18 protein-coding genes are annotated in these 21,256 nt (G+C 37.9%); 12 read left to right on the plus strand and 6 right to left on the minus strand.

All coding sequences use genetic code 11. The annotated features are described in order from the left end of the window. Positions 1–322: 322 nt before the first annotated feature. The 3 genes from omp38 (KPC_RS07225) to omp38 (KPC_RS07235) all read left to right on the plus strand — a co-directional run bounded on the left by omp38 (KPC_RS07225) (position 323) and on the right by omp38 (KPC_RS07235) (position 3,132). The gene (omp38, locus tag KPC_RS07225; RefSeq protein WP_121973732.1) at positions 323–1,393 is read left to right on the plus strand and encodes an outer membrane protein Omp38; all 1,071 of its coding nucleotides are present in this window, start codon (positions 323–325) and stop codon (positions 1,391–1,393) included. Between the two features lie 113 nt (positions 1,394–1,506). After that, positions 1,507–1,971: an OmpA family protein gene (locus tag KPC_RS07230; protein ID WP_121973733.1), complete on the plus strand. Its 465-nt coding sequence runs from the start codon at positions 1,507–1,509 to the stop codon at positions 1,969–1,971. A 99-nt stretch (positions 1,972–2,070) separates the two neighbouring features. Further along, positions 2,071–3,132, plus strand: a complete 1,062-nt coding sequence (gene omp38 / locus KPC_RS07235; protein ID WP_213065885.1) for an outer membrane protein Omp38 — start codon at positions 2,071–2,073, stop codon at positions 3,130–3,132. Positions 3,133–3,527: 395 nt separating this feature from the next. On the opposite strand, the gene KPC_RS07240 is transcribed toward omp38 (KPC_RS07235), so the two are convergent. The 3 genes from KPC_RS07240 to KPC_RS07250 all read right to left on the minus strand — a co-directional run bounded on the left by KPC_RS07240 (position 3,528) and on the right by KPC_RS07250 (position 7,473). Further along, on the minus strand, positions 3,528–4,997 hold the full coding sequence (locus tag KPC_RS07240) for an amino acid permease (protein ID WP_121973734.1): 1,470 nt from the start codon (positions 4,995–4,997) through the stop codon (positions 3,528–3,530). Between the two features lie 21 nt (positions 4,998–5,018). Then, positions 5,019–6,035: a class I SAM-dependent methyltransferase gene (locus KPC_RS07245; RefSeq protein ID WP_121973735.1), complete on the minus strand. Its 1,017-nt coding sequence runs from the start codon at positions 6,033–6,035 to the stop codon at positions 5,019–5,021. A gap of 67 nt (positions 6,036–6,102) precedes the next feature. Continuing rightward, entirely contained in the window at positions 6,103–7,473 is a 1,371-nt protein-coding gene (locus KPC_RS07250; RefSeq protein ID WP_121973736.1) for a uracil-xanthine permease family protein, read from the minus strand. A 171-nt stretch (positions 7,474–7,644) separates the two neighbouring features. On the opposite strand from KPC_RS07250, the gene typA reads away from it, so the two are divergent. The 4 genes from typA (at position 7,645) to KPC_RS07270 (ending at position 11,291) form a co-directional block, all read left to right on the plus strand. Beyond that, positions 7,645–9,483 (plus strand): translational GTPase TypA, encoded by a 1,839-nt coding sequence (typA, locus tag KPC_RS07255; RefSeq protein ID WP_121973737.1) that lies wholly within the window; start codon positions 7,645–7,647, stop codon positions 9,481–9,483. A 198-nt stretch (positions 9,484–9,681) separates the two neighbouring features. Then, positions 9,682–10,113: a large conductance mechanosensitive channel protein MscL gene (gene mscL / locus KPC_RS07260; RefSeq protein ID WP_121973738.1), complete on the plus strand. Its 432-nt coding sequence runs from the start codon at positions 9,682–9,684 to the stop codon at positions 10,111–10,113. A 108-nt stretch (positions 10,114–10,221) separates the two neighbouring features. Next, positions 10,222–10,833 (plus strand): hypothetical protein, encoded by a 612-nt coding sequence (locus tag KPC_RS07265; protein ID WP_146196630.1) that lies wholly within the window; start codon positions 10,222–10,224, stop codon positions 10,831–10,833. Between the two features lie 116 nt (positions 10,834–10,949). Then, positions 10,950–11,291 carry a gamma-glutamylcyclotransferase family protein gene (locus KPC_RS07270; RefSeq protein WP_121973740.1) on the plus strand — a complete coding sequence of 114 codons (342 nt, stop codon included), beginning with the start codon at positions 10,950–10,952 and terminating at the stop codon, positions 11,289–11,291. A gap of 6 nt (positions 11,292–11,297) precedes the next feature. Here the strand turns inward: KPC_RS07270 and KPC_RS07275 are convergent, their stop codons facing one another. Together KPC_RS07275 and mutM are read right to left on the minus strand one after the other, a co-directional pair. Beyond that, positions 11,298–11,582 (minus strand): peptidylprolyl isomerase, encoded by a 285-nt coding sequence (locus tag KPC_RS07275; protein ID WP_121973741.1) that lies wholly within the window; start codon positions 11,580–11,582, stop codon positions 11,298–11,300. Further along, positions 11,579–12,439, minus strand: coding sequence for a bifunctional DNA-formamidopyrimidine glycosylase/DNA-(apurinic or apyrimidinic site) lyase (gene mutM, locus KPC_RS07280; RefSeq protein WP_121973742.1), 861 nt, complete (start codon positions 12,437–12,439; stop codon positions 11,579–11,581). The genes KPC_RS07275 and mutM overlap by 4 nt, the downstream gene beginning before the upstream one ends. 502 nt (positions 12,440–12,941) lie before the next feature. On the opposite strand from mutM, the gene KPC_RS07285 reads away from it, so the two are divergent. From KPC_RS07285 to KPC_RS07305, 5 genes are all read left to right on the plus strand, one after another. Beyond that, positions 12,942–14,207, plus strand: coding sequence for a carbohydrate porin (locus KPC_RS07285; protein WP_121973748.1), 1,266 nt, complete (start codon positions 12,942–12,944; stop codon positions 14,205–14,207). 420 nt (positions 14,208–14,627) lie between these two features. Next, positions 14,628–15,896 carry a carbohydrate porin gene (locus KPC_RS07290; protein ID WP_121973743.1) on the plus strand — a complete coding sequence of 423 codons (1,269 nt, stop codon included), beginning with the start codon at positions 14,628–14,630 and terminating at the stop codon, positions 15,894–15,896. Positions 15,897–15,910: 14 nt separating this feature from the next. After that, positions 15,911–18,052 (plus strand): TonB-dependent receptor, encoded by a 2,142-nt coding sequence (locus tag KPC_RS07295; RefSeq protein WP_121973744.1) that lies wholly within the window; start codon positions 15,911–15,913, stop codon positions 18,050–18,052. 19 nt (positions 18,053–18,071) lie between these two features. Further along, on the plus strand, positions 18,072–19,181 hold the full coding sequence (locus KPC_RS07300; protein ID WP_121973745.1) for an NADH:flavin oxidoreductase/NADH oxidase: 1,110 nt from the start codon (positions 18,072–18,074) through the stop codon (positions 19,179–19,181). Positions 19,182–19,276: 95 nt separating this feature from the next. Further along, positions 19,277–20,200: an AEC family transporter gene (locus KPC_RS07305; RefSeq protein ID WP_121973746.1), complete on the plus strand. Its 924-nt coding sequence runs from the start codon at positions 19,277–19,279 to the stop codon at positions 20,198–20,200. 55 nt (positions 20,201–20,255) lie between these two features. Here KPC_RS07305 and KPC_RS07310 read toward each other — a convergent pair whose 3' ends face one another. Then, a complete protein-coding gene (locus KPC_RS07310) occupies positions 20,256–21,083 on the minus strand; it encodes a tetratricopeptide repeat protein (protein WP_121973747.1) in 828 nt (275 codons plus the stop codon). Positions 21,084–21,256 lie beyond the last annotated feature (173 nt).

A 21,256-nucleotide genomic window follows, 5' to 3' on the forward strand; every position in this document is an offset into this window, starting at 1 on the left:
TAACTTGATTTAAAAAAAACATTGGAAGGTAAAAAAACATTACCTAACAAAGCGTTTGCTGTTAAAATACGCGTGAGTTAAGATAAGCTATTCGCTCTTAAAAATTGAGTGTAAATTTACCGAATTACAACGGAAATTGTAAGTAATTTTGTCAATAATACACTTGATTAAAGTTATCAACCACTTGGAAAACATTTCAAGTGTTTGTATGATTCAAAGTGAATAGCTTAAAAAATAATACTGGGGTATAAAAAAACTATCTCAGGGAGCCAGAAATTTTAGGCTGAGCTTGAACAACAATTGTTATCTCTGGAGGATATCCATGAAATTGAGTCGTATCGCACTTGCTATGCTTGTTGCTGCGCCATTAGCTGCTGCTAATGCTGGTGTAACTGTAACTCCTTTATTAATAGGTTACACATTCCAAGATTCTGAACACAACAACGGTCGTGGTAACCTTCTTCAACCAGAACAAGGTCAAATGAAAGATGACTTGTTCGTTGGTGCTGCGCTTGGTGTTGAACTTACTCCATGGTTACAATTCGAAGCTGAATATAACCAAGTTAAAGGTGATGTTGAGAAAGCTTGGACAGGTGTTAATGGCAGTCCTATCCAAGGTGGTGAATATAAACAAGAACAAATCAATGGTAACTTCATCGTTACTTCTGATTTAATCACTAAAGATTATGACAGCAAATTCAAACCTTATGTATTATTAGGTGCTGGTCATTACAAATATAAATTCTCTGGTTTAAATAACCGTGGTGATCGTGGTAATACTGAAGAAGGTACTTTAGGTAATGCTGGTTTAGGTGCTTTCTGGCGCTTGAACGATGTATTGTCTCTACGTACTGAAGCTCGTGCTACATATAACATCGATGAAGATTTCTGGAACTATACTGCTCTTGCGGGTCTTAACGTAGTTCTTGGTGGTCACTTGAAGCCAGCTGCTCCAGTTGTTGAAGTTGCTCCAGTTGAGCCAGCTCCAGTTCAACCTGCTCCACAGCAATTGACTGAAGATCTTAACATGGAACTTCGTGTGTTCTTTGATACAAATAAATCAAATATCAAACCACAATACAAACCAGAAATTGCTAAAGTTGCTGAGAAGTTAAATGAGTACCCTAATGCGACTGCTCGTATTGATGGTCACACAGATAACACTGGTCCACGTAAGTTAAACGAACGTTTATCTTTAGCTCGTGCTAACTCTGTTAAATCTGCACTTGTTAATGAATACAACATCGATGCTTCTCGCTTGACTACTCAAGGTTTCGCATGGGATCAACCTATTGCTGACAACAAAACTAAAGAAGGTCGTGCTATGAACCGTCGTGTATTTGCTACTATCACTGGTAGCCGTACCGTTGAAGCACAACAACAAGCTCAATAATTTGAGTTTGTGATTAAAAAAGCGACTCTGATGAGTCGCTTTTTTTCTATATAAGAATAAATAAGTTTCACAGAAAATTTCTAATTATTTTTTGATTTTTAAAGTGTGGGGATATGAATAAAAGTATTTTATTTTTTATTTATTTAGGGGCAGTAATATTTGGCGGTTGTTCGAACGATTCAATTAACCGTACAGCAAGTGTAAGTCAAATTGAGTCTCAAAAAATAATTGGTGATTTGAGACGGGGAACGTCTGTTTATTTTGATACAAATTCAAGCGATGTTAATGAAAGTCATAAAGTCTATTTGCAGTTGGCAGCCAAAGTTCTAGCAGAAGATCCAAGAGTTTTTATTATTTTGACTGGGTATACAGATAATACTGGAACTGATGCAGTTAATAAACGTGTTTCATTTGCACGAGTCAATGCAGTAAGGCGTGAACTAATAGATCTATATCATGTTAATTCAAATCAAATTGTAACTAAGGGGGAGGGGGCAAATCATCCGATTGAAACCAATGAAACAGAGTCAGGACGTGCCAAAAATAGGCGAGTGGATTTGATTCTGAAAATTNGGTGATAAATGATAATTAGGTTTTTTGTTAAAACTTAGTTTATGAAATAAAAGATAAATTAATTAATTTTTAATTAAAAATATTGAAATTTTTGGAGGATTTCCNTGAAATTAACTCGAATCTCGCTAGCAATACTTGTTGCAGCACCATTCGTAGCAGTAAATGCCGGGGTGACAATAACACCATTATTAGTAGGTTATACGCATCAAGATACTGAACATAATAACAGTCATAATAATTTAATAGAGTCTTCTCAGGGTGAACTTAAAGATAGTTTATTTTTGGGAGCTGCTTTGGGCGTGGAGTTAAATCCATGGCTGAATTTTGAAGCAGAATATACTCATGCTAAAGACGATCTGGAATACTCTTCAGCAGTTAATGGTTCAACTTTTGCTGGTGAATATAAACAACAGCAAATTAACGGTAACTTTTTAGTCACTTCAGATCTGATTACTAAAAACTATGATAGTGCTTTAAAACCTTATGTACTATTAGGTGCTGGTCATTATAAATATAAGTTTTCCGACGGAGCTGATCGTGGCGAGCGCGGTAACACCGAAGAGGGAACTTTGGGTAATTTAGGTTTAGGAACATTTTGGCGCTTAAATGACGTTATTTCCTTACGTGCAGAAGCAAGAGCGACTTATAATATTGATGAGGATTTTTGGAATTATACGGCACTGACTGGATTAAATGTTGTATTGGGTGGGCATTTAAAACCTGCTAAGCCAATTATTGAAAAAGAGCCTATTGTGCAACAACCTAAAAAGAAAAAAACGGAGACACTGGAAGAGCCATTGAATTTGGAACTTCGAGTATTTTTTGATACCAATAAATCCAATATCAAACCTCAATATCAGCCAGAAATTGCGAAAGTAGCTGAGAAATTAAATGAGTTTACCAATGCAACTGCTCAAATTTCAGGGCACACGGATAATACAGGTCCACGTAAGTTGAATGAGCGTTTATCACTGGCTCGGGCAAATTCTGTTAAATCAGCACTAGTGAATCAATACAACATTGATGCATCTCGTTTGACAACACAAGGTTTTGCATGGGATCAACCAATTGCAGATAACAAAACCAAAGAAGGCCGTGCCTTGAACCGTCGAGTTTTTGCGACCATCACTGGTAGCCGTACGATTATTGTGAGCCAAGGTGAATAATTTTTAAAATTTAAAAAGCGTCTCAATTGAGACGCTTTTTAAACTAAAGTAAATATTATGAGATATATTAATCTTTGATGCATAAAACTTGTTTTAATGTGTGTACAACGTCAATTAAGTCGTCATGACCTGATGAATATCTTTGGTATAAAAAACTAGCTGATATTAGGTTGCTTTTGCATTTGGATATTTATATTGAGTAGTATCCGTGAGTTAATATTTGCTGATTTTAAACGAAATATTTTCCTGCATTCAGCATAATATTCTCCTAAATGATCTGTATAAGTCATTGAAGATTATTGTATGTTTTATGACCTGAATGTTTTGTTAATGGTTTTAATATGGGGTGAGTACTCAGAGGGTAAAAGCAACCCGAAGGTTGCTTGGGTTTTACTTTATTCTTTATCTACATTAACCGGTTTTACGTCCATTTCAGTGTAGGAAATGAGTTTTGTTTTATGTTTCCACTTATATCCAAGCCAGATTACAAGGAATAGTGGAATACTGATATAGGTTGATAGCAATCCTAACCAGTCGATTTTTCCGCCTAAAACAGCTTGATAATTCTGACCAAGAATGATGATTGAACAGAGAATAAAAGCAAACCATGGTGCAAATGGGAAAAATTTTGCTTTATATGCTAAATCTTCCACTTTGTATCCTTGAGCAATATAGCCTTTGCGGAAGCGATAATGTGAAATAGCTATACCTAACCATACGATAAATCCACACATCCCTGACATATTGAGTAGCCAGTTGAATACTTCTTTTTCACCAATAAAGGTTGTTAAAAAGCACAAAGCGGCGATCGCTGTAGTTGCATAAAGTGCATTCATTGGAACGCCACGACCATCCAGTTTTGCGAACCATTTAGGTGCATGACCTTGTATTGCCATACCAAACAGCATACGGGTGGATGAATACATACCTGAGTTACCAGCAGAAAGAATCGCTGTTAAAATGACCGCATTCATCAGACTTGCTGCAAAAGCAAAACCAACTTTTTCATAAAGTAAAGTAAATGGTGACAGAGCAATATCTCCATCACCCGCAGCAGCACGAAGCAGATTTGGATCGTCATATGGTACAAGAGTACCGATAATGAAAATACAAACGATATAGAATAAAAGAATACGCCAGAAGATCTGTTTAATCGCTAGTGGGATAGTCTTTTTAGGATCTTTGGATTCACCAGCAGCAACACCAACCATCTCGGTTCCCTGAAATGAGAATCCTGCAATCATGGCCACGCCAATAAGTGCCTGAAAACCTCCAACAAAAGGTGCATCTTTATATGTCCAGTTACCAAAAGTCGCAACACCTGGTGTCATCATGATCTTAAAGATGGTTGCCATGCCGATAATAATGAAAGCAATAATAGCAATGACTTTAACCATGGAGAACCAGAATTCACTTTCACCAAAGCCTTTTACAGTTAAGGCATTAATTGTAAAAATGATCACTAGAAATACTGCACTCCACCAAAAACCTGGTACATCAGGAAACCAGAATTTCATGATGAGTTGAACTGCAACAAGTTCAAAAGCAACAGTAATAGCCCAGTTATACCAATAATTCCAACCTAAAGCGAAACCGAAGCCTTCCTCTACATATTTATTTCCGTAGGTAAAAAATGCTCCAGAAGTTGGATTGTGGGTAGCAAGTTCACCAAGACTTGTCATCAAGAAATAAATCATGACACCAATAAGAGCATAAGCAAGCAGAGCTCCACCGGGACCAGCATTTGCGATGGTTGAACCTGACGCAAGGAATAAACCTGTACCAATAGAACCGCCAATGGCAATCATATTAAGATGTCGAGCCCCAAGCTTACGCTTGAGTTTCGGATGATTAGTTTCGCTCATTGCGATTCCTTAACAATATTTTTATTCAGCACAGGCATACATCACCTTAAAGCCTTGTTCATCAGTTTTAATTTTACAATGACCAAAGCGCTGTTCGATTAAAACCGGATAGTTTAAAAAACGGTTGGCAACAATCCACAACTCTCCACCAGATTTTAAATGGGCTTTAGCATGTTCACATAAAGCTTCACTTGCATCGTAATTGGTATGAATACCTTGGTGAAATGGGGGATTACTAATAATTGCATCAAGTTCATTTGTTGCATCATTAAAGCCAGAAACTGCTTGTATAACAAGCTGTTGATCTGAAATACCATTCGCTTTAAAAGTCATTTTTGTTGATGCCAATGCAAATGCATCTACATCTAGTGCATGAATGATATTACTTGGATTTAATTTTGCCAAATAACATCCGATGATTCCTGCACCACAGCCAAAGTCGGCAAGTTTACCTGATTTTACATGTGCAAGGTAAGGGAGTAAGACAGAAGTTCCGATATCTAAATGATCTTGACTGAATACTCCAGGTAGTGCACAGACTTTTAATATCTGGTTATTTACTTGAACTTCATAGCTTTTTAACCATGATTCAAGTGGTTTTAATTGTTCTGTACGTTCAAGGCGAAGTTGCCAGAATTGGCAATGTCTTGCACTATCGAGTTTAACGGTTTTACCAAAAGCCTGTAGCTGTTTTGCCGCACGCTCAATCCCGCCCTTTTTCTCTCCGACAAGAAAGATGGATTGTCCAGCTTCAAAATGGCTTACAACATTATGTAAGATATAATTGAGTAACTCTTTAGATTTAGGAGTAAAAATAATAACCTGGTCAAATTTGGCCTGAGGGAATTCTATCGAGAAATGGCTTTGAATATTAATGTTGAGATGTGCCTGATGATCAGAAAAATTCCATGTCCAGACACTTGCATTAACCAGACCATCCAGGTGATGCACCAATTGATCAGCTGGTGCATTGATCAGGAGGACTTGGCCTTTGAGATAGTCTTTTTGTCTGATGACAACTTCACTTCTAGGATCCATGGGCATAACTCTTTAAGATAAAAGAAGCCCAGTTGTAAAACTGGGCATGAATATGGAGCAATTATAATTATTTTTTAGTTTCTGGGAGAATTAGATTTAAAATTAATGCAGCTATACCACCAGTTGCAACGCCTGAACTAAAAATATTACGAGGCAATTCAGGTAGATGCTCCAAAATTTGTGGAACCTGAGCAACACCTAGACCAAGTGCCAGTGAGATCGCAATAATTAATAGTGCACGACGATCAAGCTGGATTCCGGACAGAATATTGATTCCTGATGCAGCTACAGCACCGAACATCACCATGACAGCACCACCCAGAACAGCCTGTGGGACAGCCTGAATGACTCCAGCAACTGCAGGGAATAGCCCCAGAATGATCAACATGATTGCAATCCAAATACCGACATAACGACTTGCAACACCAGTGAGTTGAATCACACCATTATTTTGTGCAAATACAGAACTTGGGAAAGTATTGAAAATCCCTGCCAAGAATGAGTTTGCTCCATTGACCAAGACACCACCTTTGATGCGCTCCATCCAGACAGGACCATTTACAGGTTGATTGGAAATTTTAGACGTTGCTGTTACGTCACCAATTGCTTCTAGAGAAGTCACAAGATAAATGAAAGCCATTGGAATAAACAAACTCCAAGAGAAACTGATTCCAAAATGCATAGGGCTAGGCACCTGAACAAGTGGAGCATCATTTAAACCATCAAAGTTTAAATGTCCCATGAAACCAGCAAGAATATAACCGATGACCAAAGCAATCAGAATTGCAGAACTTTTTACCCAAACAATCCGAATACGGTTTAAAAGGATAATAATTGCCAGTACACTACAAGACATAATGAGGTTGTCAGCACTGGCAAAGCTTTGATCTTTCATGGCTTCATAGCCACCACCCATACTAATCAGGCCTTCCTTAATCAAGGTGAGACCAATGAGTAATACAACAATACCTGTAACCAGAGGTGTAATGAGTTTTTCAACCCATGGTAAAATTCGGGATACTCCCATCTCAATAAATGAGCCGGCAATTACAACACCAAAAATGGCAGCCATAACCTGATTAACAGGAGTACCTGATGCAACCATTGCACTGCCGATACCAATCAGGGGACCAATAAAGTTAAAACTTGTTCCTTGAACTATAAGTAAACCTGCACCAAAAGGACCTACTTTTTTACATTGTAAAAAAGTTGCGACACCAGAAATTACCAGGGACATAGATAAAATCATGTTGGTATCTTGTTTAGAAACACCTAAAGCCAAGCAGATAAGCAAGCCAGGAGTGACGATCGGAACAATGATGGCAAGCAAGTGTTGCAGTGCAGCAAAAAATGCAATGAAAGGTTTTGGTTTATCGTTCAAACCATATACAAGATCGATAGATTTTGATTGATCAGGAGAGGTATTTGTATCGGACATTGAGGATAGGATAGCGACAAGGTAGAGCTATTCTAATCGAGTTACACTACTTTACAAAACGAAAAACATGCGATTAATCAAAAAAACTTGTAACTGTCAATAAAGTGTCACTACTCAAAGGCATCATTTTTTTGTATAATTTGCCCTCAAATTTTAGGCGTATCGAAATTCATGTCAGATATTAAGAATCTCCGCAACATCGCAATTATTGCGCACGTTGACCACGGTAAAACAACTCTAGTCGATAAACTTTTACAACAATCAGGTGCACTCGGTGATCGCGCGGGCGAAATCGAACGTGTCATGGACTCGAATGCGCTCGAAAGTGAACGTGGTATTACTATTCTCGCGAAAAACACCGCGATTACCTGGTTAGACAAGCGTACTGATACAACTTACCGTATCAATATCGTGGACACACCGGGACATGCTGACTTCGGTGGAGAAGTTGAACGTGTAATGTCGATGGTTGACTGTGTTCTTCTTCTTGTCGATTCACAAGAAGGTCCAATGCCGCAAACTCGTTTCGTAACCCAAAAAGCTTTTGCTCGTGGTTTGAAACCAATTGTAATTATTAACAAAGTTGATAAACCAAGTGCTCGTCCAGATTGGGTTATTGATCAAGTATTTGATTTGTTTGATAACCTGGGTGCAACTGATGAACAGTTGGATTTCCCGATCGTTTATGCATCTGGTTTACGTGGTGTCGCGGGTCCAGCTCCTGATGAACTTGCTGAAGACATGACACCATTGTTCGAGACAATTGTAGATATTGTAGAGCCACCAGCAGTTGATGTTGATGGTCCATTCCAAATGCAAATTTCATCACTTGATTACAATAGTTTCGTAGGTGTAATCGGTGTTGGACGTATTCAACGCGGTTCTGTAAAAACCAATACTCCTGTTACAGTGATTGATAAAGAAGGCAATACCCGTAATGGCCGTATTTTGAAAATCATGGGTTACCATGGTCTGGAACGTGTTGATATTGAAGAAGCTTCTGCAGGTGACATCGTATGTATCACTGGTATTGATGCGTTAAACATTTCCGATACGATTTGTGATCCGAAAAATGTTGAAGCCTTACCAGCATTGTCAGTTGATGAACCTACTGTTTCAATGACTTTCCAGGTTAATAACTCACCATTTGCTGGTAAAGAAGGTAAGTTTGTAACATCACGTAATATTCGTGAACGTCTTGATCGTGAATTGATTCATAACGTAGCACTACGTGTTGAAGATACAGATAGCCCAGACCGTTTCAAGGTATCTGGTCGTGGTGAACTTCACCTTTCAGTACTGATTGAAAACATGCGTCGTGAAGGCTTCGAGATGGGAGTTTCCCGTCCGCAAGTGATCATGAAAGAAATCGATGGTGTTAAGCAGGAGCCATATGAAAACGTAACTTTCGATGTTGAAGAGCAACATCAGGGTGCGATCATGGAGCAAATGGGTAACCGTAAAGGTGAACTGACAAATATGGAAGTAGATGGCAAAGGTCGTATCCGTATTGAGGCAACCGTTCCTTCGCGTGGCTTAATTGGTTTCCGTTCAGAATTCTTGACATTGACTTCTGGTACAGGGATCATGACTTCAAGCTTCTCGCATTATGGTCCTGCTAAGCAAGGTACTGTTGCGAAACGTCAAAATGGCGTATTGATTTCTATGGTTCAAGGCGTTTGTCTGGGTTATGCATTGTTCAGCCTACAAGAACGCGGTCGTTTATTTGCTGAACCACAGCTTGAAGTATATGAAGGTATGCTTGTTGGTATTAACTCACGTTCTGATGATATGGTCGTGAACCCAACCAAGGCTAAACAGTTAACTAACGTTCGTGCATCTGGTACAGATGATGCGATTATTCTTACACCAGCAATTAAATTTACGCTTGAACAAGCACTTGAATTTATTGAAGATGATGAATTGGTTGAAGTTACTCCAAAATCAATCCGTCTTCGTAAGAAATATTTGACCGAAAACGAACGTAAACGTGCTTCACGTGGTATCTAATTCAATTTAATAAATTGAATCTATAAGCTTTCTAGGAAAACCGCAATTCTAAATGTATTGCGGTTTTTTTATGAATGTAACAAAAATATATTGGAATTTTCTTAAAACAGAGTACATTAGGCGGAAATGAATATACAAAAAATAATGTATAGTTCGTCACACAAAAAATAGAGAAGTTAGTCAGGCTTGGAGTAACGCATGAGCATAGTGCAAGAATTTAAAGAATTTGCTGTAAAAGGTAACATGATGGACATGGCAATCGGTGTCATCATCGGTGGAGCTTTCGGTAAAATTATCGACTCTTTGGTGAAAGATATCATTATGCCATTAATTACTGTTATTACTGGTGGTGGTGTTGATTTCACTCAAAAGTTTTTTGTTTTGGGCGATAACCCGAATAACCTTCAATCACTTGATGAGTTAACCAAGGCGGGCATTAATGTCTTAACTTATGGTAATTTTATTACGATTTTCCTCAACTTCCTGATTTTGGCCTGGGTCGTTTTCCTTATGGTTAAAGTTATTAACCGTCTTCGTAAACCAGAAGAAGCTGCACCAGCTGCAACTCCTGAAGATATTGAATTATTACGTGAAATTCGTGATGAGTTGAAACGTCGTCCTCAGGCATAATCAAGCTAGGGATTTGAACGGCACTCTTTTAGTGCCGTTTTTTTAACACTAGAAAATAATTTACAATATAAAAATCAACCGAACTAAATGGGTAATACGGATACCATCATGAAAAAGAGATGGATATGGATGTTGGGTTTATGTTTACAGTCTTGTTCCAATGAACACCAACAACCATCTGATCAATTACAGCAAAAAGCTGTACCAAATAAATATCAGGAAAGTTATCTGTCCCCAGATCAGATGCCAAATGAAAAAACACAGTACTTAAAAATGCTGACGCAGGATATGCCAGATAACCAAAGATTATTGGATGAGCTTGATACAACATTAAAGGCTGAAAACTTTATACTTGAAACTGGTTCGGATCTTCATCAGTGGGTATTAAAGGATTGTGACTCCAATAAAATAATCCAGCTTGATGGTGAGGGAATGAGACGGTATTCCATTTCCAGTACAGAATCGATGCCTGATCATCCGAATACTTACCCAGAATTTACCTTATTGGTTTTCGAATTTCCTGATACGGTTACATCAAAATCAAATGCACGAATTTTGAATGCAGCTTTACAGTCCGGAGGCGCCACATGTAACGGAAAATCTCCAAACATAATTGCTGAAAATGGTCGTGAAATTTTTTATTTCACAACCTATGATGTTAAATTTACACCATATATTCAGCAATATGCGCAATTTGTTCAAAAGGTGAAAGTATCCTGACTTTTCTAATTAATTTATTAAAAAATGTGATGGATGATGAGAGCATTTGCACTTGTTATCCAATAAAAACTACAAAAGAATGTTCTGGTCTATTTATCTAGTTGAGAAATGAGTTTATGAATCAGTTGTTTATTTATGGAACGCTTTGTCCAAATCGTGAAAATGCACATATTCTGGAAAAAATAGGTGGTAGTTTTACAAAAGGCTATGTGCATGGGACTGTGCATGTCCTGAGTTGGGGACCAGATTTGGGATTACCAGCGATCATATTAAATGAACAAGACCCTAAAGTAGAGGGATATTTTTTCAGTACTGACAAATTAGCTGATCACTGGCAAATGCTCGATGATTTTGAAGGCTTTCAGTATCAAAGAGTAAAAGTTGAGGGTTGGACAGAGTCAGGGGAGCGTATGGAAGCATGGGTTTATGCCATGAGAGAACTGCAAAATCCAGAATAGACCCAGTTAGAAATCCATCCTGAATTTGATTTCCAATAGATGAAATCCGAACTGGCTTTTCACAGGGCCATGGAGAACACGTTCTGCGCCAGAAAAAACTAATTTATCAATGACAGGAACAAGTTGTCCTTTTTTCACTTCACCTAATTCTCCACCACGTTTTGCTGAATTACAGGTAGAGAACTGTTTCGCTATTTTATTAAAATCAGCACCAGAAAGAATTTTCTGCTTGAGTTGCTCTGCCAAAGTCTTATCTTTAACTAAAATGTGTCGAACAATAGCAGTTTTCATTTGTGCTTACCTCGCTGTATCTTTGTTGCTGTATCTGCAGCATTTACTTTTCTTAGCGGTTGGCATTGTGGACAAAACACGCTTGCTCTTTGACCGAGTTTGATATTTTCGAGAGTTGTTTCGCAATTTATGCACATTTCTCCTGCACGACCATAGGCGAGTAAGGTTTGTTGAAAGTAGCCATTTTCTCCCATCGCATTGCTATAGTCACGCAATGAAGACCCACCAAGTTCAATTGCAAATTTCAAAATTCGTTTAATTTCTACAACCAGTTTTTCAATTTGCTCAAAACTTAATGACGAAGCAGGCTGGGCGGGATGAATGCCTAAATTAAACAAGCTTTCAGTTGCATAGATGTTGCCAACACCAACCACAATATGATTATCCATTACTGCAACTTTTATGCCGACATGCTTGTTTTTTAGTTTTTCGGCAAGATAATTTGCGTTAAATGCATCACTCAAAGGTTCAGGACCTAGGGTATCAATGAGTTTTGACTGACTATTTTCATCTAGCCATAGTATGCATCCGAAGCGACGTGGATCATGATAACGAAGTTCAGTATCTTCGAATTGAATAACGAGATGATCATGTTTTCTGAGTTCAGTATTTTTGTCACATAACCTAAAACTACCAGACATTCCTAAATGCCAGAGCATGGTATTTTGTTCAAACTCAGCCAAAATATATTTTGAACGACGTGATAAATTGAGTAATTTTTGCCCTTGTAATTGAGTGATGTTTTGGGGTATATCCCAGCGTAACCTGGATTCCCTGACTTTAACGGAAATCACCTTTTGATGAATGAGAGGTAATAAACTGTTTTTAGTCGTTTCAACTTCGGGTAATTCAGGCATAAAAATCTCAGAAGTATTTTAAATCATTCGATTCATTATTTTATGCAAGAAAGTTGACACTATAAAGTTTTAATGGAAATTAAATTGAATCTCAAGGGTTAAAACACATGAAAAGTAAAGTAAAATCTTAAAATTAAAATAATGAATGATTATTCATTATTTGGTATATTATGTTTTGTTGCTTAATTTATCATCATGTTAAAAACATAAACAGTCACTTGAGTCAATGAACAATTTGACAGGAAAAGCTGCACCAAGGAAGGCAGTCTGGCAATGAAAATAAAATCCATTTGAATGATTCAAACATGATTTATTTTATTGACTGACAAAATAATGAGACGGTGAAAAGGAGTTTTCTTGCTGAAGGTATGATGAAAAATTGTCAGATTTATCTCATACCTTCCAATTGCGATAGACAGGATTGAGTTGTTGATTTATCTCGTATTTGGGTAAAGCAGGAAAGCATTTTGAAGGGAAACACATTTTTCATTTAGGCTTAATTATGAATAAAAGAATCGTTTATCCAGTATTAGCATGCATTACATTAGGGATATCTAACCAGGCTTATTCAGAAAGTGCTTTTGATCCAGATGGACAATACTTGTTTGGTGACTGGAATGGGAAAAGGGCAGAGCTCGAGAAGAAAGGTATAAAATTTGATGCCAATATTTCTCTTGATACAGCTTACCTAGCTGATGGTGGGCGTAATTCTGGTGATGAACCAACATATGCCAGTCAATTATGGCTAGGTTCTACATTCGATATGGAAAAACTTGCAGGGTGGAATGATACAGTTGTACGAGCCATCATAACTGCGCGTCAGGGACAAAGTACATCTATCCGTGATTTACAGGATCCAGCAGCACCACAGTTTGCCAATGTTCAGGCGAACTATGGTCGTGGTAATACCAAAAGCCGCTTAAGTGAGCTCTCCATTGAAAAAAACTTTATGGACAAGGCCTTAAGCATCAAAGCAGGCCGTTTGGGACTTGGAACTGACTTCAATCTGATGGCATGTGATTTCCAGAGTACAGCCTTTTGTTCAGCTCAAAATGGTAAATGGGCAGGTGGAATTTGGTATAACATTCCCGTATCACAATGGGGGGCGAGGGTAAAATATCACATCACACCAGAAGTATTTACACAAATAGGTGTTTATCAATATAACCCTAAAAATGCAAGAGAGGGGCAAGGTTGGACTCTGAATTTTAAAGGTGATGATGGTATTACAATACCAGTGGAAGCCGTGTGGCAACCTAAACATGGATTGAATAATTTACCAGGAAGCTATCGTATCGGCGGGATGTATAACACAGCAGATAGCCCTAAAAATCAATTCGATGTCAAAACAGGACAGGGTGAAGATCATACTTATGCGATCTGGTTTTCATTTGAACAGCAATTAACCAGTGTAAATGGTGGTAAACGGGGTTTACATAGTTTTGGTAACTTCACCTTTCATGATGATATTACCAATAAAATCACAGATACCCAGCAGCTTGGGCTAAAGTACATCGGTTTGTTTGATTCACAACCTAATGATACATTGGGCTTGGGGATGAATCGCGTCGGTGTGAATGATCGTTATAGAGATGTTCGGCCAGTGCTCAATGAAAGTGCAGAATATAATATAGAGCTTAACTATACTTATAATGCAACAAAATGGTTAAGTTTTCGTCCAAATATTCAATACGTGATTAATCCTGGTGCAACCAGTCGAGTTGATGATGGATTGGTATTGGGGCTAGGAACGAAGCTGGTTTTCTAACATTAAATATAAAAAAACTGGGTAAGGATGCCCAGTTTTTTATTTTAAGCTGAATAAGCCGAAGAGCACTTTTAAAGTATCAATAAAAACATCATGATAGTGAATTATGGCTATTTAAATTAAAAATGTATTTTAAAATATCGGATGCAATTTTTACTAAACAAAGGTTTATCAATTAGATAGTTTATTAATAACTTTAAGTTTTCAAACTTATAAAAATTAGAAGATAGAGAAAAGTAAAAAAAATATGTAATTTTCTCGTTAATTCGATGTATAGCCATAGCAAAAAGCTAAGCAAATACTGACTTTGCAGGGGGATTGGAATATGAATTTTCACATATTTTATTTGAGTGAAAATTTATTTTTAATCTAATAGATGATTGTTTGCATAAAAGTGAATTTATGCCTTTTGAGTTTTCTATGAAAAAAACAGCTTTATCCATGTTAGCCGTTACGGTTGCAACACTTATGTCTCAGGTTCACGCAGAAAAGGCGTTTGATTTGAATGGTCAGACGTTAACTGGAGATTGGAATGGAACACGCACAGAGTTAGCAGATAAAGGAATTAAATTTGATGCCAATATTGCAACAGATGGATCATATTTGGCAGATGGAGGATATGATCCAAAAGGTTCACCTACATTTGCAATGCAGGCTTTGGTTGGTACAACTCTGGATATGGGGAAGTTGGTGGGGTGGAGTGGTACAACCTTTCGTATGGCCGTAACGGCACGACAAGGTGAAAGTACAACACTTCGTGGTATTCAGGACCCGGCAGCTCCACAATTTGCCAACTCTCAGGCCAATTATGGTCGAGGTAATACAGGTACACGTTTGAGCGAATTCTATATTGATAAGCATTTTGATTCGGGTCTAGGTATTCGGGTTGGTCGTATGGGGCTTGGAACTGAATTTAACGTGATGGCATGTGATTTTCAGGGGAATGCATTTTGCGCCGCACAAATGGGGAAATGGCAAGGCAAGCTTTGGTACAACACACCTGTATCTCAATGGGGAGCACGTGTGAAATATCAATTGAACCCTGAGCTTTTTGGACAGGTTGGTGTGTTTGAATATAATCCTGACAATGCTCTTGAAGGTAAAGGCTGGAATCTGGGGACTAAAAATGCGGATGGCGTGAATGTTTTAAGTGAGATCGTTTGGTCACCTGAAAAAGCATTTAATAACTTACCTGGAAGCTATCGTTTTGGTGTGTTGTATAACACAGCTGATGATCCGAAAAATCAATATGATGTCGCTTATAAAGCAGGTACTGTAGGAGAGGATCGCTCTTATGGCGGGTGGATTACTTTTGAGCAACAACTGACTTCTACAGGTACAGGGCGCCGTGGTTTACACAGTTTTGGTAACTTCACATTTCATGATCGTACAACAACTCAGGTTGATAATTCACAGCAACTTGGTCTGAAATATATTGGTTTGTTTGATAGTCATCCAAATGATATTATTGGTTTTGCTGTCAACAGAGTTCACGTTAATAACCGTTATCGTGATATTAAACCACTTTTGAATGAAAATGCTGAATACAATATGGAATTGAATTATTCATATTATCCAGCGAAATGGTTCATGCTTCGCCCACTCCTTCAATATGTTATTCATCCAGGTGCGACAAATAAAGTTGATAATGCCTTGGTGATCGGGTTGGGCTCAAAAATTATTTTCTAATAAAAGGAAACGCTATGCAGAGTATTATAAGATTTAAAAAATTCCATTTTAATTCCTCATTACTCTGCTTAACAGCGTGTATATGCCAAAATTTATATGCTGAATCAGAAGTCCAGTCTCCTGTTCAGCAGCTTCCAACGATTACCGTTGAGGCAACACGTACAGATACTTCTTATATGCAAACACCAGCATCTGTTTATCGGGTAGATGCGCCGAATCAGCAAAATTCTCTAGATGTGAATTTGACAGAGGTGATTAAGGGTATTCCAAGCTTACAGATCAATAATCGTGAAAACTATGCACAGGATTTACAAATCTCAATGCGTGGATTTGGTGCCAGATCAACGTTTGGTGTGCGCGGGATTCGCATTTATGTCGATGGTATACCTGCAACTATGCCAGACGGTCAGGGGCAAACTTCAAATATTGATTTGGGAAGTCTGGATCATTTAGAAGTTTTAACAGGTCCATTTTCATCTTTGTATGGCAATTCATCGGGCGGTACGATTTTAACATCGACTAAAGAAGGGCAAGGTAAGGATTCTATTGAACTCAGTTATGCAGGTGGGGAGAATAAAAAGAATCACATTGGGCTTATTTTACAAGGTGGTTCAAAAAATCAATATGAACCTGCTTATGTCATAAGTTCTTCTTATTTTGATACAGATGGTTATCGTGATCACAGCTCTGCTCATAAAGTTTTGAATAATGCCAAATTGACATGGAATCTGGACGATGGTTCAAAAATTAACTGGGTGACTAACTATGTAAAAATTGAGGCAGATGATCCTGGTGGTTTAACCCGCAAGGATTGGAAAAGCAATCCAAAACAGGTTGCAGGTAATGTGTCTCTATATAATGCCAGAAAGGAAATCGAGCAAACTCAATCAGGTGTAACTTGGGATAAGCCGCTAGATGATAAAAATAGCCTTTATGGAATGGCATATATCGGTCAGCGCTCAGTTACTCAATATCAGTCAATTCCTAAAATCACTCAAACCAAACCTACAACGCCATATCAGGCGGGTGGAGTTATTGATTTTGATCGTACTTATTATGGTGCAGATTTTCGCTGGACAGGCAAAAACTTATTGCCAAATACCAAATTTAGTGCAGGTTTAGCTGTTGATGGTATGAATGACGATCGTAAGGGATATAACAATTTTTCGGGTGATACACTGGGGGTTAAAGGTGATTTACGTCGGGATGAAGATAATACCCTATGGAGTTTGGACCCTTATCTACAGGCATCTTGGAATTTTTTACCAGCATGGACTTTAGATGCAGGTCTTCGTTACAGTAATGTCCATTTTAAATCAGAAGATCACTATATCATTGGAGAAAATGGTGATAATAGCGGTAAAACCAACTATGACAAGGTCTTACCATCAGCTGCATTGAGCTGGCAGATTATTCCTGAATTGATGGCTTATGTCAGTTATGCCAAGGGATTTGAAACACCTACATTTACAGAAATGTCTTATGCGCCACAAGGTGTTAATGCAGCAAATGCATTTAACCTTCAACCTGCAACCAGTGATACGTATGAAGCTGGATTAAAATCTTCAAATATACTCGGTGATTTCACACTAGCTGTATTTGATGTCAAAACTAAAGACGATATTGTTTCTGCCGGGAGTGATGGTGGCCGAGCAACCTTTAGAAATGCAGATAAAACGGAACGTAAGGGTGTCGAATTCACGTGGAACAAAAACCTATGGCGTGACTTATATGCACGCGCAAGTTATAGCTATTTAGATGCTAAATTTGATGCTGCTATACCAGAGCTTGGTAGTGTCGCAGGTATTCCAGCAGGAAATTACATTCCAGGTGTTGCAAAAAATCAGGCATTTGCAGCTTTAACTTGGCAGCCAAAACAAGGCATGTATGCTGGTTTTGATGCACGTTATTCTGACAAGATTTATGTCAATGATACTAATTCAGAGAGTGCACCAACTTATACAATTTTTTCAGCCAATATTGGTTATTTATGGCAAAGAAATGACTGGAAAATTAATACATTTGCTCGTGTAGATAATCTGTTTGATAAAAATTATGTTGGTTCAGTGATTGTAAATGAAAGCAACGGTCGTTACTTCGAACCTGCTGAAGGACGTAACTTTAGTGCGGGATTAAGTATTGCTAAACAATTTTAAGTAAGAGGATGGAGATAAAATGGCAAAACTATTTGAACAGATTCAATTTGGTTCTCTTACATTGAATAATAAAATTGTGATTGCACCTATGTGTCAGTATTCGGCAACAGATGATGGTGAAATTACATATTGGCATGAACAGCAATGGGCAAATTATGCTTTGTCAGGAGCAGGTTTATGCATCATTGAAGCTACTGCTGTACAGGCTCAAGGTCGTATTAGCTTTGCTGATGTCGGACTTTGGAATGATGTGCAACGTGATCAGATCAAGACTCTTCTAGGCAAAGTAAAGTCTATTTCTCCAATGCCATTTGGCGTTCAGCTTGCGCATGCCGGGCGAAAAGCATCAACTGACAAACCTTGGTTAGGAAAAGGGCAAATCAAACCTGATGAGCGACATGGTTGGCAAACGGTTTCTGCCAGTGAGATTGGGTTTAATCCTGAGGATGTACCTCCACATGCGCTGAGTATTGATGAAATCAAACAGATTCAGCAAGATTTTGCACTTGCTGCAAAACGTGCTGTAGATGCCGGTTTCGATATCATTGAAATCCATGGTGCGCACGGTTATCTCATGCATCAATTCCTTTCACCATTGTCTAATCATCGCAATGATGAATATGGTGGTTCACTAGAAAATCGTATGCGTATGCTTCTAGAAACATTTTCAGCCATGAAGGAAGCTGTTCCAGATCAGTATCCAATAGGTGTCCGAATCTCTGCAACAGACTGGATGGATCAGGAAAATGGCTGGAATGTAGAATCAAGTATTGAACTGTCAAAACGTCTTGAAGATCTTGGTGCGGTTTATATCCATGTTTCAAGTGGTGGTTTGCATGCACAGCAGGCGATAAAAATTGCTCCGAATTATCAGGTTCCTTTTGCCGCAGCAATCAAACCTCATGTGAATGTTCCTGTGATAGCCGTAGGTTTAATTACTGAAGCAGAACAAGCAGAAGAGATCTTGTTAAAAGGTGAAGCTGATGCAATCGCGCTTGCCAGAGCTATTTTATATGATCCACGTTGGCCTTGGCATGCAGCGGCAAAACTTGATGAAAAAATTGCAATAGCACCACAATATTTACGTTGCCAGCCTCATGGTTTAAAAGACCTATTTAGCGAATTTTAATAAAAAAGTATGCTTTAAAAGTATTTAATTTTTACAGGAATACATCTTAGGATGTATTTCTGTTTTTATTTTTAAAATGATAAGGATATCCGGAAATGGTACTTACGGTAATTTTACCTATTTTTATGTTGCTATTTTTAGGCTATATCAGTGTCAGATTCAATTTAATAACAAAAGACCAGATAACTGCTTTGAGTGCATTTGTAATTAAAATATCTTTACCTGCACTTCTCTTACATGCTTTAGCTTCGAAAGATTTACATGAGATCTGGTATCCCTCATATTTCTTTGTATATGCGGGTGTTTCACTGCTGTTATATTTTTTCACGTTATTATTATATTTGAAATTTTTTAAGAATAATCTAACCCATTCTGCTGTACTGGCGATGGGTGGTTCTATGTCAAATACAGGCTTTATTGGTGCTGCTATTTTGACATTATTAATGGGAACTCAATCTACGATTTATATTTCTTTGACTCTGATTGTTGAAAATGTGCTGATCGTGACTCTGATGCTGGCTTTTGCAGAGGCTGGTTTACAATCACATCAGAATATCGGAAAACTGATACAGGAAACGCTGTTAAAATTATTGAAAAATCCTGTAATTGTATCTGTAATTTTAGGAATTATTTGCGCTGCTTTTGGTATCCGTCTACCTAAACTGTTTGATCAGGCTTTGGAAATGCTTGGTAAAACAGCTTCACCAATTGCATTATTTGTGATTGGAGGCGGTTTAGTCGGGTTAAGCATTCAGTCTGTGAGTGTACAAAGTTTTGTACTGGTTTTTCTGAAAATTATCATCATGCCATTGTTGGTCTTTACGGGGCTTTCAATGCTACCAAACGTAACGACTGACATGTTATATGCGGGTACCATTATTGCTGCATTACCTATGCCTGCAGCTTTCGGAATTTTTGGGCATATTTATAATTTGAATGAAAAGACGCTTACACCACTTATGATGAGTACTTTTTTAGGTTTTTTTGTAGTAAGTGCGCTGATTGCGCATTGGTGGTGATACAAAAAAAGCCCCAATCAGTATTGAGGCTAAATTTTTACAATATTTGTTTGAACTACTTTTTCTTGGCAGGCGTTGCTTTCGAAGCTGGATTTTTAGCTTGTTCAGCAATCAGCTTATCGACTGCGGCAAGAGACTCTTTTGCATTTGGTACATTATCTTGTGCTAGAGCTGCATAAATTTTACGAGCTTCTGGCAGGTTTTGCTGAACAATGTTACCGTTTACCAGCATGTTTGCCATTGCCATTAATGCTGGAATATAGCCTTTTTTAGCCAAATCCTGAATCGAGTTTAAACCTTGTTTGATCGGTTCTTCTTTCTTGGTTTTAAAGCCGACACTGATGTCATAAAGTGCTTTGGCATGGATCGCCTGATAATTACCTTTTTTGACTAGGGGTTCAAGCTTTTGCAAACCAAGTTTGTCTGATTTGTCATTTCCTTCAGAAAAATAGAGTACAGCGAGTTCTACAGTTGCATCTTCAAAGCCTTCATTAGATGCTTTTTCCAGATATTGACGTGCTTTTTTTTCATCTTTAGCAACGCCTAAACCACCAGTAGAATAAGCCTGAGCAAGTACATAGCTTGCAACAGGATAGCCCTTATCAGAAGCCAGTTGGTACAGTTGAACAGCTTTTTTATTGTCTTTCGTGGTACCTTGACCTATTTGGGTTAAATAACCTTGATTATATAGGGCTTGCGCATTGCCTTGTTTCCCCATTTTATCAAGTTCTTGATATGCTGCTGTATAATTTTTCGCCTGAATATATTGTTCAACTTTAGCGAAAGCAGGGTTGATACCAGGCTGCGGATTAGCAGGAGCATCAGCTGCAAAAACTGTAGAACCAGACATTGCAATTAATGCCGCGAGTAAAATTTTTTTCATGTTTATTAATAACCTTTTGAAACCTTACATAATTCCATTTATGAGAAGTGAGTCGGAATTATTTTCATCATAATTTGAAAATCATGAATGTAAACATAGGAATTGTATTACTTGATGTTTATCTGTCATTTTTTCTTCAAAATTTTGAGGAAAATAAAAAGATTCCCATATAA

Origin of the sequence: Acinetobacter stercoris, assembly GCF_900323515.1 — a bacterium.
Taxonomy (GTDB): Bacteria; Pseudomonadota; Gammaproteobacteria; order Pseudomonadales; family Moraxellaceae; genus Acinetobacter; species Acinetobacter stercoris.